An 18,655-nucleotide genomic window follows, 5' to 3' on the forward strand; every position below is an offset into this window, starting at 1 on the left:
TACGTCTGTATGCTAATTAATTATTTTTTCAATGCCCCAATTGTTTCTAATAGTTTCTGACGTGAATTACCATCATCATATTGTATAAACTTTTTCCTAAATGCACTAATTTTATCTGAATAATCATTTTCGTAATCATTAATATGATTCAACGCATCAACCAATTCTATTTGTGTGTATGCTAACTTACCCGGAGCTTCTTCCTTAAAATCGAAATACAAAGGTCGCATAGTTTCACTATATTTTTCATAATCATAAACATAAAAAATCATAGGCTTTTTCAAGACGGCATAATCAAACATAACTGATGAATAATCAGTTATGAGAACATCTGCTATTAAATAAAGATCACTAATTTCAATCTCGTCAGACACAATTTTTACAAAATCCTTAAGGTTATCAGGTATATTAGCGGTAGACATAAATTGATGCAACTTTAAAATTAGAACTGTATCTTCTGTTATTTGCTCTCTTAAGGCATCAAAGTCAATTTGCGGTATAAACTCCCCTCTAACACGCCACGTAGGGGCATAGAGTACCACTCTCTTATTTGATGGCAACGCCATATTCTTTTTTATTTTTTCTTTATATTCATCAGTATTTTTGATAAAAAGTTCATCATTTCGAGCATAACCAATCGGTAGAATAGTAGCGTTATGTTGGAATGCTGAATGTGAAATTTCAGCAACATAGTCACTTGGGACAGTCAGATAATCCCATCTACGATTCTTTGCAACATATTTGTCCACAGCACTTGGCATTATTTCTCCTGGAGAATCCAGACCAAGTTTCTTAAGTGGTGTTCCATGCATTGTCTGTACTTCGATTTGATCATTACGTTTGATGTAGTCGTCATCAAAATTAACATTATTAAACAAATAACGAGCACGCGCCAAATACGCATAATATCTAAAACTTCCAGGCTTTACAAAATCAACATTGTCTAAATCAGCATACTGCCCTAAATTATGTTGCAATACGACAACCTGCTTATATGATAATTTATTCTCAGTTACAAATTGATAAATAGCACGTGGATTATCAGAAAAGTTTTTACCCCAGAATGACCCATAAACCATAACGTTTTTTAAAGGTAATTTCCGTAATAGAGGATAGATTATTCCCTTATACGTCTGCCTACGCAATCTAGTTCCTTCATACCAATTCAGAGGCTCCCATTGCTTGAATACTAACGTTGTTGCCAGTTGCCTTTCTTGCAACTGTATCACACGGTCTTTCAGAGCGAGTGTTTGTTCATAGGAGTGATTTTTCGTTTTAACTAATTTAATAGGCAATAGCTCATCAGTTTGGCTTTTTCGAGTAAAAATCTGATAATATTTTTCATTGTACTCACCACCAATGTGATATTTATGGTCGTCATTCATATGAATAATATTTGTATCCGTTGTGTTCACAAGTACTAATTCATAATCCGTATTCTCATTTTCCAAAAATATAATATCAAACCCATCTGATACAATTATTGCTTCAACATTTATAGCATTACGTCGATCATAAATCAATTCAAAATCATTGTTACTTTGCTTCTTGAAAACAAACTGCCATTCTGCATCTACACCGGTACCAATAGATATAGGATTTTCCACCGGCATCGTTCTAATAGCTGGTCTTTCAGAATTCACATTTAGATAGATATGTTTTTCAGTCTCGCTAACTAATTCGACATTTCCGATTAAATCTTTTGACAGAGGTATTCTCAACTCATAAGGTAAACTAGGCTTTCGAGTCTGTAATCGCATTTTTTGGAATCTCTTCAACCCTAACAACTTTTTTAATACTTGACCAATCAAATTTTTAAAAGGAAATGTCTTAACACCATTAATTTTTAACTTTGAAATTTCTTCAGCCGCAAATACTTCAATTAAGAACATTTTAAAAATAGAATGTCGTTTGTTTAGAACCATTGTATTATTAGCTACACTAGATACTGGTGTAAAACTAGGCACACTTGTAAATAAATAAGGTAATTTTTGACTAAAATTAACGACATAACTATTATCTTCAAAATGAACATGATTAACTTTAGCTGAAAAATCTATATCAGCATTAACAAACTTTAATTCTTCAGGTAATATTTTAGACCAACTATTCATAATAACAGACTGATTTTTGAATTTCACTAAAACATTAACCACTTCACCACTACGATATTGATACAGATAAGTTAAAAGCTCCTCTTTTTTATCTGATTTAATCAAGTAATACTGGATACGTAAATTTAACGATAGTGTTTCTAGCGTCTCAATAGACACATGGTTCAGATACTCTTGTACCTGCAGATAAACATAATCAAATAACTCTTCATCTTGTTTATAAAACTCACGTAGGTATATTTGAAAATCATTTGTTAAAATTTTTTCATTGTATGTTGTAATTAAAGATGGTGCATCCTGCTGGAAAACATTGTAAACATGATTCACAGCTAACATACGATCATGAATATTATCATAATCATGTGATTGCGTAATAGAGGCATCTCCAGCCGGGCGGCTGCGCCAAAGATACATTAAATTAGAATATACATCTACTGTTGCGTGAATATATATCGGTAAAATAATTGGAATATCTTCATATAAGACACCTTCTGGGAATTTAGCCTGATGCTGTTCCCAAAAACTACGTCGAATAATTTTATTCCAAGCAGTAGTGTCATTGATTAATTCATTATTGGAGAAAATAGTTACGCCAGATACAGTATTTGGAAAAGCATGCTTATGCAAACCAGAATACCATATTCCCCCATTGTTTATACGTGCCACGTTTCCCACAATAAAATCAGATTGCGATGTATCAATTTGTGATAACATTTGGCTATATACATTCTCAATTACCAAATCATCAGAATCATGAAAAACAATATATTCACCAGTAGCATGACTTACACCTACATTTCGAGCCGCCCCAAGTCCTTTATTCTCTTGAACTATTAAACGAATTTTTGAAAATTCATTAGCATACTTTACCGCAATATCATGAGAACCATCAGTTGATCCATCATCTATCAAAATAATCTCGGATGTAAATCCTTTCTGTGCTAATACTGAATCTATTGCCTCCGCTAGGTAATCTGACACATTGTAGAAAGGAATGATAATTGATAATTTAATATCCATGAAAACCTCGTTAATTTTTATTATGTATAATAGATTGAAACTATATATCCAAGTAATTATACCAAAAATAAACACTGTTTTTTAATAATTATATTTATCTCTCCAATATAACCTAATAACTAATAATAAAAAGAGCCATTAGATTAACTTTAATATGTTAATCTAATGGCTCTTTTTATTCAGTTAGATTCTGTATCAATAATACATAAGACTCATCTTTGCTATTTTGAGACACTGATTTAATTTCATAATTTTTCCATAATGCTTTGCGCAAACTAGGATCAATTGCTACATTAATTTGATTGGTTAATTCCCTTATTTCACTTTTAGGCTGCACCCTTAATCTAACAATAATAAAATCCACTTTTTTCTTAGCCATTGTGTTTTCAAATGATTGATACATGGATGGCAGCTGTTGATACGTCATATTCATACGGTGCCAATATTGCGTTTTAGGTATTGTTTGAGTTGTTAAATAGAAACCTGGGTCTATATTGTTAATAACAATTAACGATGGCTGATGGCCCTTGCGCAAATTAGTACGTATCTGTTTTGCTAGCGTTAATTGTGCCCTATATTTATTGCCATTAATCGCTTGTGTTTCACCTCGAATAACCAACCGATTCAAATCTTGGTTGTTTATAAATGGCAAAAAAATCAATGCTGACACTATCAAAAATTTAGCTGAAAATTTTGATATGTGATTTTCAACTTGTACTGAACAATCTGACGATGCCAACCTCATCAATGCCAAAGCAAAGAAAGGCATCCAAATTAGATTGTAATAATTAATAATCCAATGTGGCATTGCTAAAAATATTAGTGATCCAAGAAAAATTATTAGTTCGATTTTTATATCAACTTTTTGATATAAAGCTTTTACCCAACTTAAAGTAATAATAATTATAATAATATAATGTGTACGAAATGCTTTGGAAATCAGATATAACAATTGCCATAACCTAGCAAGTATAGAAGTATCTGTTTGTCCATAAGCTGTCATATTTTGTACAAAATAGATATGTATCAAATCTAAGAAAGCACCGTTCACAGTGAAGAATAATATAATAATAGACGAAATGCTCAGAAAGCCTAATACTGAAAAGCATATAACTTGACATAATTTTAAGAATTGTCGATTATAAAGAAATGCACCTGCAACCCATATAAAGAAAAAAACAAAAGTACCTATTAACGAATATTTATTCCAGAAAACCAAAGACAAATTTAATCCTAATAAAAAGAAGCTACTTAAAGGGATCTCTAAAACATTATAATGCCAGTGATTCAAAATATACAATAAATATAATATCGATCCAAAAGCAAATTCTTCAGGTGCACCACTAAAGCTAAAAGAACTTGTTGAGATTAACGCTAATGGGCCAAGTAAAGCTATCCACTCTGGTGACAAGAAAACCGGCTTTAAATCTTTAGCTATTTTGTATGAAATCCAATAAATAATAAACAAATTAAACACTTGAAGGATGAATAATCCAAGAAAGCTTGTTTCCTTGATGGCAGCCGCACCAGCATATATTGCATATAAAAATGGACCGCGTTGCTCGATTATATCCTTGAATGGGATAAGACCATGCAGTAAAGATCGTCCCATTGTCAACATTGCATTACTATCTACCCAAGGATTTGTTCTGTACAATGGCGATGATCCAATACTAGTAAGGCTAGCCCCAAAAAGAATTAATATAGGTATTATTTTTTTACAAATTAATGTTATTTTATTAGTTGCCATTGTTTCTCTCATGATCCCCACCCATACATTGACACATTCATGCTCTAATATACTTTATTATTTAAAAAGTATATCTATTGAAATATTTCAAGAAATTTATATAATTTTTTCCTGAAACATTTAATAAATACACTTTTTAAGCTCATTTGTACTTTCTAAACCCTACCAAAACCTATTTTACGTGCTAAAAACTTACCACCTTTAAGTAGCCAATTTTGTTTTTCCATAAATATTACAGGCACTTCAGTATAATGAATATGATTTTTTGTTAACCACACGTCTAGTAGTCGTTCACTTAAAAACCCATAGACACGTTTTTCGTAGGTGTCCCAATTATCTACTTCATCTTGTAATTGTACTTCTACAGCAAATAAGATATCAAACAGCCAGTCTGTATACGCATCAAATTCTGCACGACGCATAATTAACATGTTAAACATGTGCGCCCATGTCTTTTTCATATTATTATCATATGCTACCAAATAATCAGAATGTCGCGTTGCGATTACTTCACGTAACACATCTAAAGCCTCACCATGATGTGCGTGACGATAATGTGATTCACTACTTTCAATCCAGTAACGCCGTTTTTTAGGTACAATCACGTTTGTATACCGTAATAGCCGTCGCAAGTCTTCTTCAGGCAATATGCTTTGTATACTTTTTTGTTTTGTTAAAGAAAAGAAACGGCGATAGTGTACTAAACCAATGACATCAGCATCACTATTATGTCGCGCCCAATATAATGCAGTTAATTCATTAAAATTTAGATTCTTCTTAGAAATATTATGACCAGTATCATCAGAGATGAAACCATCAAACTTTTTACTAGCTAATGCCGTACCAACCTGAATAGGTACATATATTGTTTTATCTTTTGGCATCTCAACATCTTTATGTGCAGCAACCAAAATTTGAATTTTTTCAATCATTTATTATACCAAGTCTGCAAAATAAGCGCGGAATTTAATGTGCAAATGTGAGCCTAGAAGCATCACACCGAATGTAAACACCCAAAAAATCAATGTCGGATATGTATTTTCCCAAAACCAAGTATGTCCAAAAAACGCGTCACGCACACCACTTACAAGATAATAAAAAGGGTTAGTTTCCAATGCGCGCACTATACGCTCATGACCTGCACCAAATTTATCAGAAACAGAAAATAGTGCCCCTGATACCCAAAAGATAAATCGCATGACTGTTTGCATGATTTGCTGATAATCTCTTAGTAATACAGTAACTGTGGCATTGAATATCCCTACCGCGTATAAAAAGACAAACGCAGCAAAAATATAGTAAATAACTTGTAACCAATACCAAGTCACTGGTAAGCCATAAAACATTGCCATCACAACACCAATGGCCAACATGTATATAAAAGCATTGAAGTTCATAATGGTACGCATCATAGGCATAATGCTCATGGGAAACTTCATGCGAGCAATTTGCCAGATATTAGCTGAAATACTCCAAGTTGTATCCATAAATGATGTATTAATAAATAACCATGTTGCTAAACCAATAATTAACCATGGCATATAAGGCACATCTTTAACCGGGCTCTGCGTATTAAATCCAAATCCAAATACAATCCAATAAGTTGCTACTTGCATAAATGGATTCAAGAACAACCAAAAGTTTCCTAACGCATGATTTTGATAGCGTGCCTTTTTTTCATAATTCGCCAAGCGCCACATCACCGGAAAATATTTAAACTGTTCTTTTAAAACTAACCAAATTTCTTTCATGTTTTAGCCCCACATCGCGTATTGATAAATAAATAACAACACACCTATAATTGATAAACTCAGTAATCCCCAAGTTTGTGGCCTCATTGAATCGCCAACTGCAATATGAGAAACAATATGTTGTTTTTCATCCATCGCCAATTTTTCATCAGATTGTACACGTCGTGTCAATTTTTCTTCAGAAAATGCTATTTGTTTTGCTTTTTGTTCCTCTTGATACTTCTTCTTTTCGTCTTTACTCTGACCATTAAACCACTTAGTCCATTTCTCATATTCATCAGCAATTTCAGCTGTTTTGCCGATTGCTTTCAGATCGCCATATTGAATCCACATCACCTTATCCGTGAACTGGCGAACTTGTTGCAACGAGTGCGAAACGAAGAAAATTGTTTTGCCTTGTGCTTTAAACTCATTCATTTTAGCTAAAGCTTTTTGAGCAAACGTTTGATCTCCAACCGATAAAGCCTCATCAATAATTAAAATATCTGGGTCTTGATGGACGGCAATCGAAAATCCTAATTTAGATTTCATACCAGATGAGTAATCTTTAACAGGTTGGTCAATAAAGTCACCTAAATCAGAAAATTCAATAATTTCTTGCATTTGATTATCAATTTCTTTATTTGTTTTCCCCATCATTAGAGATTTAAGTCGTATATTTTCACGCCCTGTCAATTGTGCACGTAAACCAGCACTCACTGTTAACATACTGGTTTCACCGTCAATCTTCATCGTACCAGACGCTGGCAACAATAAGCCACTTAAAACATTCAAAAGGGTTGATTTTCCAGAACCATTAACACCGACTATACCGACAACATCCCCTTCGTACACATCAAAACTAATACCTTTTAAAGCCCAAAATTTCTTTGGCCCTTTACTCAGTGGGTTTAAAATCGCACGTACTTTCTCAGACTTACTCTTACCTAAATCAAATGTTTTTGTTAAATATCGCGCTGAGACTTTTAACTTGTGTTCTTCACCCATAATTAATAAGCTCCTTTAGATTTAAATATAGCAATTACATTTCTAAAAACAATGCTAATATCGTACCAAAAACCGGCTTTAGCAACATACTCTAACTCAATTTTGGCACGTTCTGGATATTCGATAAGCGAGCGACCACTCGCTTGCCACAAGCCAAGTGCACCCGGTCGTACAGACAAAAATATATCAACCTGATCGCCATATTCTTTCAATTCTTCATCAACAATTGGTCGTGGACCAACCAAACTCATATCGCCAATTAACATATTCCAAAACTGGGGCAACTCATCTATCGTTGAGCGTCGCAAAAAAGAACCTAGTTTTGTAATCCGCGGATCTTCTTTAGTAGGTAATTTGTAACCACTTGCCACGTATTTTTGATACAAAACTGGGTCTGATTTTAATATTTCCTCGGCATTAGCGACCATTGAACGAAACTTATAAATATAAAATGGTTTCCAATCTTTCCCGATACGTTCTTGCTTAAAGAAAGCTGGTGATTTTGGACTATCAATCTTTAGTAGTATAAACACAATCAAAAAAATTGGTGATAACATGATTAATCCAAGTAAAGCAAAAACCACATCAATAAGTCGCTTAGTAATTAAATATGATTTGTATTTTGGTTTAATTTTCAAATTCTTAGCTCACTTTTTACAAATATTTTGCATCAAACTCTGGATCTTGACTGGTTAAAATTTTTGGCCCATCTTTTGTAATTGCCAATGTATGTTCATATTGTGCTGACCATGAACCATCATGAGTGCTTACTGTCCAGCCATCTTCTTCAGTGCTATCAGTATCAACTTCCCAGCCACCCATATTAATCATGGGCTCAATAGTAATAACCATACCCTCACGTAAACGAACACCATGTCCTGGTTTACCGTAGTGTGGTACTTGTGGTTCTTCATGCATTGTTGGACCAACACCGTGACCGATGTACTGACGCACATCACCATAATGATGTTCTACTTCAGTATATTGCTCAATGGCGTTACCAATATCACCAATACGATTACCCACAACAGCTTGATCAATGCCTAGATACATCGATTTTTTAGCAACAGCCATCAATTCTTTCACTTCCGGAGAGGCTTCACCAGCAACATATGACCACGCAGAATCCGATACCGCACCATTCAAACCAACAACTGTATCAACTTTAACGAGATCACCATTTTTTAGTTTCAATCCCTTACGAGGTAACCCATGGGCCACTTCATTATTAATACTAATTGTTGTCGCATATTTAAAGCCTTCAAAACCAATTTGTAATGGTACGCCGCCATGGCTTTCAATATATTCGCGACTCTTTGTTTCAATCTCCCATGTATCAAGACCTGGTTTAATCAAATCACGCAACATGTGATGCATACCTGCAATAATTTGACCTGACTGACGCATAGCTTCAATTTCTCTTGGTGATTTCAAACTAATCATTGTTTACTTCTTCCTGTTAAAAGTTTATTTTAGTTGATATTTAGAATAACAATCACTATATATTATACCTTTTTTTACTAAATAAAACTTAAATTGTTAAAAAGTATAAAAGAACAAAAAAGCAACCTGTTGGTTGCTTAAGTTAATCTTTATATTTAGTATCAATAAATGTGACTTTTTATTTTACTAAGAAATTTAAATACGTGCTAATGAAGCTGCACCGATAACACCAGCATCGTTACCCAATTCAGCTAACTTCACACGAGTTGACGTACGAACTGTCGGAAAGGCAAATGCCTCCCACTGGTTTTCAACACGAGCACGTAAGAATTCACCCGCAGCTGCCACACCACCACCAATAACGACTGCTGATGGGTTCAACATATTTGACATTGCTGCAACAGCATAACCCAAATAGTAAGCTACTTTGTTGACTACTTCATTAGCTAAGAAATCACCTTCCTTAGCTAAATCAAATACAATTTTAGATGTAACTTCATCACCATTTGCAATTAATTGCTTCAATTGAGATGAACCAACATACTCTTCAGCAAAGTCTTGTGCCAAATGAACGACACCAGTTGCTGAAGCATATTGTTCCAAGCAACCTTTGTTACCACATGTACACAAATAACCATTAGGTTCAACAACAACATGACCGACTTCGCCACCAGCACCAGCTGTACCATGAATCAATCGACCATTTGCAACTAATCCACCACCAACGCCAGTACCTAGTGTAATAAACGATACTTCATCATCATTGTTGCCGGCACCTTTCCAGGCCTCACCAAGTGCTGCTGAGTTAGCATCGTTTTCAAGTGTCAATGTTAAGCCGGTACCGGCTTCGATATCAGCTTTTACAGTTTGTTCTGTTTTCCAATTTAAATTAAAAGCACCGGTAACTGTACCTGCCGTGCGGTTTACTGTACCGGGTGTTCCCATACCGATACCAATAACACGCTCACGATCAAGTTGATACATATCTAGGTGATGATTAATTGAATCTACAATATCCGGCACAATGTGTGAGCCATCATCAAAAATATTAGTCTTAATTGACCACTTTTGTTGAATTTCACCTTCTTGTGTCAAAATCGCAAACTTGATTGTTGTACCACCTAAATCAACGCCTATTAATTTGTCTTTAATCATAATCTCAAGATGTGTGGTAATTATTGGTTACAGTTTATTGTAAAGCCTGTTACAGCAAGCTCAACTGACACCTAATTACCAAACACATTTCCTCCTACAAAATTTAATACCCATTTATCCTAACAGAAAACGCTTACAAATGCAAACGTTTTCACAATTTTCTGTAACAATTGCCATTAAATTAATCACTTGGTGATTCTTCCTCTAAACGGTGTTCGTGAGCTAAAATTAATTTCATTGTCGCGTACTGTTTATTATCAATGACGTCAGCCTTATATAAGTTATCAATCTCTAATGCTGCCATTTCAATGTCCCACAAACGCTTGCCAACATGAACATAAACGCCAAAAGTTTTTAAAACTGATAATACATCATAAAAATTTCTCATACTGTGCCTCCACCAGATATAACCGTCAAAATTATCACAATAATAGTTACAATAACCAAGGCTAGCCGGACATGCCAAGGAAACTTCCCTGAACGACCATAGAAACCAAAAATGACAGTAAACATCATACCACCAATTAACCCACCGATATGTCCCCACATATCAATGTCTGTCGAAGCAAAACCTGTCACTAAATTTAGGACAACAAATAGAATCATTATTGTACCTTGTGAACGAATACGTGGATCTTCCTTAAACTGAACAGCATATAAAATCAAACCACCAAACATCGCAAATAGCGCTGTTGAAGCACCAACTGATATAGTTAATGGCGCAAAAAGGTAGGACATAATATTGCCAAATATGCCACCAAAAAAATATAGGCCAAGAAATTTCCAACGCCCAAAAGCTTCTTCTGCTAATGGCCCAATAAACCATAATGTCAGCATATTAGTAGCAATATGCATAAAACCTGCGTGTAAAAATACAGGTGTTAGTAACCGCCAATATTGATCATAATGATGAATATATGGTCCCCATTTTGCACCAAATGACACTAAAAACTCACCATTGGCTGTCTGCCCACCACTAAATAACCCCTCAGCAATAAACACAAGTATTGTGACTGCCAAAATACTCATAGTTACCGGCGCGATTCTAAATTGTTGTTTAAAAGAATTTATCATGTCACCTATTTTACACTATTCAAAAGTATTTGAGACAAGTAAAATCCATCTTTCACAAACCATCATAAATTAATTCACGTCAATAACTTGTCCAGTATGCAGTACAACTAATTGCGGTGCATTGAAATGATAAGTTGGAAATTCTTGTTGGAGTGCTGCTTTGTAGATATTCAGTTGTCCTTTATAACGTGCAACAAGCTTTTGTAAATCCTCTGCTAAACGATCGTGCCGCACAAAATCTGTCTTGTAATCGAAAATTGTTACTGTATGAGTTGCTTCATCAATAAAGTAACCATCAACGATACCGTGAACAAGGACTGGTGCCTCATCAGAAATGCCTGCATAAATATGTTTAGCAGGCATAATCATAGCAAAAGTCACCTCACGCTTTAAACTTTTGGCGTGCTGTGTCAGTGATTTAGCAAATGGTGTGTCCAAAAATCTCAATAAACTATCAATATTAATCAGAGCTGCTACTGGTTCAATCATTCGGCCATTTGTCACTAGTGTGTCTCGTATAGTTTCCAAAGTGTCTCGCGTAATTGGTTCATCAAAATCAACCAATTGTAAAATTAAATGTGTCGCTGTTCCCACTGCAGCACTAGAAGGCTTTTGTGAGCCATCTGTCATGAATTTTGGTAAAACAAGGGTATCACTGACCAATTCACGTGCTGGTTCAAAACGTCCATCTTCCTGTACTTTTAATTCTTGTAATTCAGTACGATCTGGATCTTCAAAGAGACGCTTCATTTCACTGACTGATTGGTAAGCCGCTGTATTAGTAGCCAGATAGTTTGGATACTGATAATTGATGGTTTGTTCTGCTAAGGTAAAATCCTTGGCATCATAATTATCAGATACAGGTGTGACTTGATCTACTGAAATAGTGGATGATACTGACTCAATATCCTGTTCAGTGATTAATTTGACATCGAATTGAGCTTCTAATGACGTCTCGCTGCCAAGCATATGTGGTGTCTCACCGTCCCCTAACCATGATTCTAGTGTTGCATTTTTAGTACGTGCCAAACTAATTAGCACCCATTCTAAATAAGATTTTGCATCTAAACGTAAATCTTCTGGTAAAAATTGACCTGTTGTTTCTTTAGCACGTGCCCATAATCTAGTTAGTCGGTCATTGCTACCTTCATCATCTACTTTGATCGTACCAATAATATGTAATTGTTGTTCAGCACGCGTCAAAGCCACATATAGGAGTCGCATCTCTTCGGACCAGCTTTGACGTTTTAAAGCATTTTTAACGGCTAATTTTTGTAGTGTCGGCATCGCCACTAAGGCATCAGGTTGAAGATATTCAATCCCAATCCCTTCATTTTTTTGAATCAAGACGGGATTAGTCATATCTTTCGTATTAAAAGCTTTATCAAATTCAGGCAGAAATACAATCGGGAATTCCAGTCCCTTCGATGCATGAATAGTCATAATCCGCACTGCTTGTTCATCAGCTTCTTGTGGCGCTTCACCAAGTTGTCCGTCATTTTCTTGTAATTGCTCAATATAACGTACAAAACGGAATAATCCAGCATTTGTATTTGTTTGATATGTGCGCGCATAATCATATAGCGCGTGTAAATTAGCTTGACGCTGTCTACCACCAGGCATACCAGCAACATAGTCTAACCACGCCGTATCATCAAAGATAGTCCAGATAAGTGTCACTAAATCATTTTGAATGGCTAATTTATGCCATTTCTGAAATAACGACAAAATTTTTTCGCCACGTTGATCGTTTTTAGCAAAAATCTGCAAAGCAGTCCAATAGTCATGCTTTTTATCTGCTAAACGTACACTAGCTAAATCATTTTCATTAAAATTAAACATCGGTGAACGTAAAACAGCGGCTAATGGTATATCTTGGTGTGGGTTATCAATGACACGCAGTACATCTAACATTAAATAAACTTCCATTGTTTGAAAGTAGTTACCAACTGATTCTACTTGAGTTGGAATGCCAGCTTCTCTAAGAGCCGCAACAAGATCAATGTACCCCGATTTTGAACGCGTCAATATAGCAACGTCGCCATATTCAACAGGCCGCATGCCAGCTGGATCAGCTTTACGGTCGTAAATAGAAGTCTGCCGTAAAGCCAAAATTTTATTCGCTAATAAAGCATACTGTGCTTGCCGCTTTTCAAATGCTTGTTCGTCGCTCTCATGACTCTCAGAAATAGTTTTCTTTGTATTCACTTGCTGAATAATATCTAAATCAAAAATAGCTGGTACTATTTCAGGATAAGCTGCTTTTGGCACTAACTTTGCTTCCCCAGTATAAGCAATATCCCCTAGTTTTTCATCCATTAATTGCGTAAAAATTAAGTTGGTTGCTCGGGTCACATTATTTTGCGAACGAAAGTTATCAGCTAGTTCAATTCGAATATCTTCATTAGCTGAATTATCGAAGCGTTTGTATTTGCTCGTGAATAAAGTTGGTTCCGCTTGACGGAAGCCATAAATGCTCTGTTTAACATCTCCAACCATGTACATATTATGTCCATTTGACACTTGCGTTAATAACTTTTCTTGTAACTGATTAATATCCTGGTACTCATCAACTAATATTTCAGAAAATTGGCTACTAATCGTCTGTCTCGTTGCATCATCTTCTAAAATTTGTAAAGCCAAGGTGCCTAAATCAGGGAAATCTAATAACTTATCGTTACGTTTTTCAACTGAGAAATCCTCACGAAAAGTATGTGTCACATCAATTAGGGTGCTAACCAATTTTAATGCTGATGCTTCAATTTGACGCCACTGCTGTTGATTAAATTGAAAAAAAGTTTGCGCTAACGACTTCATTTCAGAATCAGAACCAATAATCTGATTTTTTACGATCGTTGCTTGCGACAAAATATCTAGTAATTGTGCATCCTCTTTGATTGCTTTTTTGCTCTTTGTTTCCATGCTTACTTTTGGCATTTGCAAAAGCAATTCTCGCAAACTATCCCAATTTGATTCTGTTAACTGACTTTGAATATTGGAAAGATAACTCACAAGTGCCTCAAAAGCGAGCTGTGTCTTGTTAAAAACTGGTTCGCCTTCAATGGTGATTAGCACATTCTGTGCTTGAACTAGTAGTTGATGGACAACGCTTGAAAGTTGAGGCAAAATTGCCTCTTGATACATGGTTGTCTGTGTTAAATCTTGTTGCATTGGTAAATAATTTTCACTGAGCTCAGTTAACCACTGATCACCATCTGGTCGCGCTTCAGCAAAATCAGCTAATTTTAAGACAATTTGCTGCAAAGATTTATCATTATTTGGATTACCAAAATTTGCTACCAGTGCTAAGAAATCACTATTTTGTTCATGTGATTCGTCATAAAATTGTGCAAATACATCGTTGAGAACATCTTGCCGTAGCATATCACGTTCAGCTGTGTCGGACAATAAACGGAATTGTGGATCTAACCCAATAATATGATAATAATTTTCAATAACCCGTAAAGCATAGGCATCAATTGTTGAAATATTAGCTGCTGGTAGTAACAGTAATTGTTCTTGTAAAAAGCGCTTTTGCGCTGCATCAGCTGAGTGCATCCGTTTTTCAATAGCTTTTTCCAAACGTTCTCTCATCTCTTGTGCCGCAGCATTAGTAAAGGTCACAATCAAAAAATTTTCAACACTCACACCGGATAATATTTTTTGAATTAATCGTTCAATAAGTACTGTTGTTTTACCAGAACCGGCTGAAGCGGCAACTAAAATATTATGTCCCGTTTCATAAACAGCCTGTTGTTGATTTTCGGTAAATCGTGTTGCCATCAATCCTCTCCTTTTAATATCTTCAAAATGTTGTCTTTGCCTTTTGGCGATTCTGGTCGATAATTATCCCCTAAACCACGGTCAAAACGCAAAACATCAGTAAACGGTGTAAATTGGAGACTACCAGTAGTTGGCTCTAACGGGAATTTTCCTGACAAAATATTTTCTCCAGCCTGTTGAATATTGTCAATGTTACGTTGCAAAAGTAAACCAAAATCATCAGCTGCCACAAAATCACTCGACGCATATAAGGTACCCGCTTTTGTTTTTTTCAATTGATAAAAATCAGAACCCTGACTATCTTTTAGGACATCTAAACTATCAATATAAGCATCTTCAGACACAAATAGACCGCGATATTTAAAAACGTCTGGTATGATTTTACCAGCCAATAAATCATCAATGTCACCCTTAAAATCAGTGATCAGTCTTTTTTTAGGCGCTATTTGCGCAAAAAATGCGCCACCAATCGCTTCAACACCTAGTTGGTCTGCGCCTAATTGCGCTGCTTGCCAATAAGTTAATAACTGCATCTGCAAGCCGTCAAATGCTTGTCCCCAATCAAATGTTTTGCCATTGGATTTATAATCAATAACCGTACCATAAGCATGCTGTGTATCTTGCGTGTCAAAACGATCAATTTTACCACGGACAGTTACTGACCCTTTACCATGAGTAAACTTTAAAGGTGGTAATGATTGCGCATCTGGGAACCCAAATAGCTTTTCAACTGCTTCTGGTTTAGATTGATTAACCATCGCGGCACGCTGCAAATTTTTGACCAAAGTCATGCTCACTGACTGTAAATAATCCCGTGTAGCACGCATTTTACCCGTTTCTTGAAGTAAATTATATTGGGATAATTGTAATTGTTCTGCCATCTTTTGAGATACTAACGTCGTCAGATCAGCTACGTTTAGGTCACGTAAAGTCAAATTTTCTTGAATAATCGTTCGCATGACACTTTCTAAAACGGCGTGATAAAGTGTGCCTGTCTGTGCGACATTCAATTCATTAGTTAAACGTTCTTTTAAATTTAAACCATACTTCAAAAAATAGCCCAAAGGGTTTTGATAATAACTTTCTAATTGTGAAATAGAGACATTCAAATGCTCACCAAATAACGCTTTTACAAATTCTGGTTTCAACACTGTGGTTGTATTACGATAATTGGGTGAAGCTAATACACGCGCTAATCGCTCGCCTTCTTGTTGGCTGACCACGTTTTGTAGCGCTTTAAAAGCGGCGGTTGCATGTTGCTTCGGTAAGATTTTAACTAATTCTGTCAAAGTTGACCGTGCTGTACCAACGTATTGTTTAAGCAATTGACTACTTGTTTCTGGTACACTAGCTATTTTCAGCACATTAGTGTTGAAAGTATCAACCAATCGTTTGAAAAATGGCGACATATCAGCAATCTTACCACCAGAATCCAAAATCGGATAAGACAAAGTAACATTTTCTGTAGCTGATGCTAAGGCACCATAAAACAACAAATTTTCTTCTGCCATCTGTTGCTGTGCCGTATTTTGCAAGTACTTTGGCGTATCCCCAGCTTGCAATGATGGTTGAACAATTAGTCGTTCAGAGTCATTAATTAAGGCAATTGTTCGAGCCGTAGCTGGTAAATTTGATCGTGTGCCACCAATAAAAAACAGATACTGATAACGATTACTTTGAACAATACCTGCTTCCGAAATTGTCAACTGATCTAAATTATTTGGAATGCCAGCAAACTTTGCACCGGAAAAACCAGCAACTAATATTTCTCTAAATTGATCTAATTTAAACGCTGCATCACCATTAATCGCTACAATTTCATCAAGCGTTTGACTAAACATTTGCCAAACTTCTTCGCCTTGACGTGAGCGTACTAATTCGCCCTGTGCCAATAAATCATCACGTTGCACAATAATTGTATCTGTCACATGATAATGCTGCAACCAATCAACCAAACGAGTTGCAGCTTGACGCATTGTTTGAGCAGCAGCCAACTGATTTTCTAATGCGTCAAACGCCTCTAAAATAAATCGGCGTAACACGTTGATACGTTGATTTATTAATGCATCTTCCGGTCTAATTGTGACATCATCGTCACCAGATTGGTCATCTATTTTAAATAGTTCAAAAGGTTGTTCTAAATTCCGCCAAGTCGCTTCGTAAGGACGATTTGTAAACAAATAATTATCAAAATAACTCACAATATCAAAAAATTCATCCTCTGGTACCATTTGTCCATTCTGATAAGGACGTAATAGGCTAGTCTTTAAAATAGTCATCACATTTTGATATTGAAATCGTGATTTTTTGGGGCCAAGTAAGGTCAATAATAATTCAACTAAAGGATGTTTTGCCATTGTCTGATCTGTATCTAAAAAATACGGTAGATCAAACTGTGACATAACTTCTGGAATATGAGTTTCGTATGGCTTAAGGTCTCGTGACAAAATAATGATGTCACGTAAATGTAGCGTTTTGTTTTGAACAAGTAACTGTCGAATACGACGCGCAACTTCTTGTATTTCCACAACTGTATTTTCAGCTGCAAATGCCATTAAATCAACTGACCCATCTTTTGGAGTGAATTGTCTGTATTCTCCCAAAGCTTCCCAAGCTGATAGCAATTGGTGACTAGTTTCACTGATTTCACGCGGCATTTTCGGTATCTCAACATGTACTGCTTGATTAGCTTGACGCGCCGTTGCCATTAATTGCTGAGCCATCATCATTGGTTTATAAAAAACATCGCCTTCTTGCTGCTGACCAAGCCTCGTGGCATCGCCCCAAAATGCAATGGATACAGGATACTGAATGATTAATTGATTGACAACGCTTAATTCAGCGCTGGTAAAACCATTGAAACTATCAAAATAAAAGGCAACATTTTCTAATTTTGTTTGAGCTAAATGCGTTGCAAAAATAGGTAAAACTTCTTGAGACATAATATACGTGTCACCAAGCTTTTTATCTAACGCATCGGCTACTATGGCTAAATCACGTAATTTATATGCTAATGACTGACGTAAAAAACTCTCATCGTCTGTGCCATCATTGAGTATTTGTAATAAATCTTCTGGTGTGATACGACTAGCCCGTAATTCTACTAACTGCGACACCAAAGCTGACACAAAACCAGATTTAGCTTGCATACGGGCAAAAATTGGCAATTGTTGCGCGTAATCACGTAAAATATCTGATACCATAATAAATAAACCACTTGGCTGAATAACCTCGGGTTGAAAATTTGGTATATCCTTCATTAAAGCCCAAGCTAATCGAGTTAATGAATAAACCTGTAACCGACTTTGAGCGTATATATCTGTTGCCGGATTTTTCCCATTGCGTTGCGCAAATCGCCGTAAAACATCCACTTCTCCATCAAATTTAACGTGATTGGGGACAATGTAATAAACGGTCAGGTTCGAATCATTTGTTAATTTTTCTTGTATATTTTCTAATAAACTGCTACGCAAATCTTGTTGCGCGTTATTCATATAAATTGTTAATGACATGAACGCCCCTTTTCATCATTACGTTAATCTGTTACTATCTGACATTCACTTGAATACACAATATTG

At 35.6% G+C, this 18,655-nt stretch carries 12 protein-coding genes; all 12 read right to left on the bottom strand.

All coding sequences use genetic code 11. The features are described 5' to 3' along the window. Positions 1-20: 20 nt before the first annotated feature. Positions 21-3,134, bottom strand: a complete 3,114-nt coding sequence (locus FGL89_RS01785) for a bifunctional glycosyltransferase/CDP-glycerol:glycerophosphate glycerophosphotransferase (protein ID WP_147000317.1) — start codon at positions 3,132-3,134, stop codon at positions 21-23. A gap of 175 nt (positions 3,135-3,309) precedes the next feature. Then, positions 3,310-4,884, bottom strand: coding sequence for a teichoic acid glycosyl transferase (locus FGL89_RS01790; protein WP_147000319.1), 1,575 nt, complete (start codon positions 4,882-4,884; stop codon positions 3,310-3,312). A gap of 155 nt (positions 4,885-5,039) precedes the next feature. Then, positions 5,040-5,816 carry a DUF4422 domain-containing protein gene (locus FGL89_RS01795; RefSeq protein WP_014974117.1) on the bottom strand — a complete coding sequence of 259 codons (777 nt, stop codon included), beginning with the start codon at positions 5,814-5,816 and terminating at the stop codon, positions 5,040-5,042. 3 nt (positions 5,817-5,819) lie between these two features. Further along, positions 5,820-6,635 (bottom strand): ABC transporter permease, encoded by an 816-nt coding sequence (locus tag FGL89_RS01800; RefSeq protein WP_014974116.1) that lies wholly within the window; start codon positions 6,633-6,635, stop codon positions 5,820-5,822. Between the two features lie 3 nt (positions 6,636-6,638). Then, entirely contained in the window at positions 6,639-7,622 is a 984-nt protein-coding gene (locus FGL89_RS01805; protein ID WP_014974115.1) for an ABC transporter ATP-binding protein, read from the bottom strand. Positions 7,623-7,624: 2 nt separating this feature from the next. Continuing rightward, positions 7,625-8,260 carry a sugar transferase gene (locus FGL89_RS01810; protein WP_014974114.1) on the bottom strand — a complete coding sequence of 212 codons (636 nt, stop codon included), beginning with the start codon at positions 8,258-8,260 and terminating at the stop codon, positions 7,625-7,627. Positions 8,261-8,276: 16 nt separating this feature from the next. Then, a complete protein-coding gene (gene map, locus FGL89_RS01815; protein WP_014974113.1) occupies positions 8,277-9,065 on the bottom strand; it encodes a type I methionyl aminopeptidase in 789 nt (262 codons plus the stop codon). 195 nt (positions 9,066-9,260) lie between these two features. Next, the gene (locus tag FGL89_RS01820; RefSeq protein WP_014974112.1) at positions 9,261-10,220 is read right to left on the bottom strand and encodes an ROK family glucokinase; all 960 of its coding nucleotides are present in this window, start codon (positions 10,218-10,220) and stop codon (positions 9,261-9,263) included. 181 nt (positions 10,221-10,401) lie between these two features. After that, positions 10,402-10,608, bottom strand: coding sequence for a YqgQ family protein (locus FGL89_RS01825; RefSeq protein WP_014974111.1), 207 nt, complete (start codon positions 10,606-10,608; stop codon positions 10,402-10,404). After that, a complete protein-coding gene (locus FGL89_RS01830) occupies positions 10,605-11,294 on the bottom strand; it encodes a rhomboid family intramembrane serine protease (protein WP_135198295.1) in 690 nt (229 codons plus the stop codon). Before FGL89_RS01830 ends, FGL89_RS01825 begins: the two co-directional genes overlap by 4 nt. Before the next feature lie 69 nt (positions 11,295-11,363). Further along, positions 11,364-15,077 (bottom strand): helicase-exonuclease AddAB subunit AddA, encoded by a 3,714-nt coding sequence (gene addA / locus FGL89_RS01835; RefSeq protein WP_135197275.1) that lies wholly within the window; start codon positions 15,075-15,077, stop codon positions 11,364-11,366. Then, complete coding sequence (locus tag FGL89_RS01840; RefSeq protein WP_014974108.1) at positions 15,077-18,589, bottom strand: PD-(D/E)XK nuclease family protein; 3,513 nt, start codon at positions 18,587-18,589, stop codon at positions 15,077-15,079. Before FGL89_RS01840 ends, addA begins: the two co-directional genes overlap by 1 nt. Positions 18,590-18,655 lie beyond the last annotated feature (66 nt).

This window comes from Leuconostoc carnosum (genome assembly GCF_007954525.1).
In the GTDB taxonomy this organism is placed as follows: Bacteria; Bacillota; Bacilli; order Lactobacillales; family Lactobacillaceae; genus Leuconostoc; species Leuconostoc carnosum.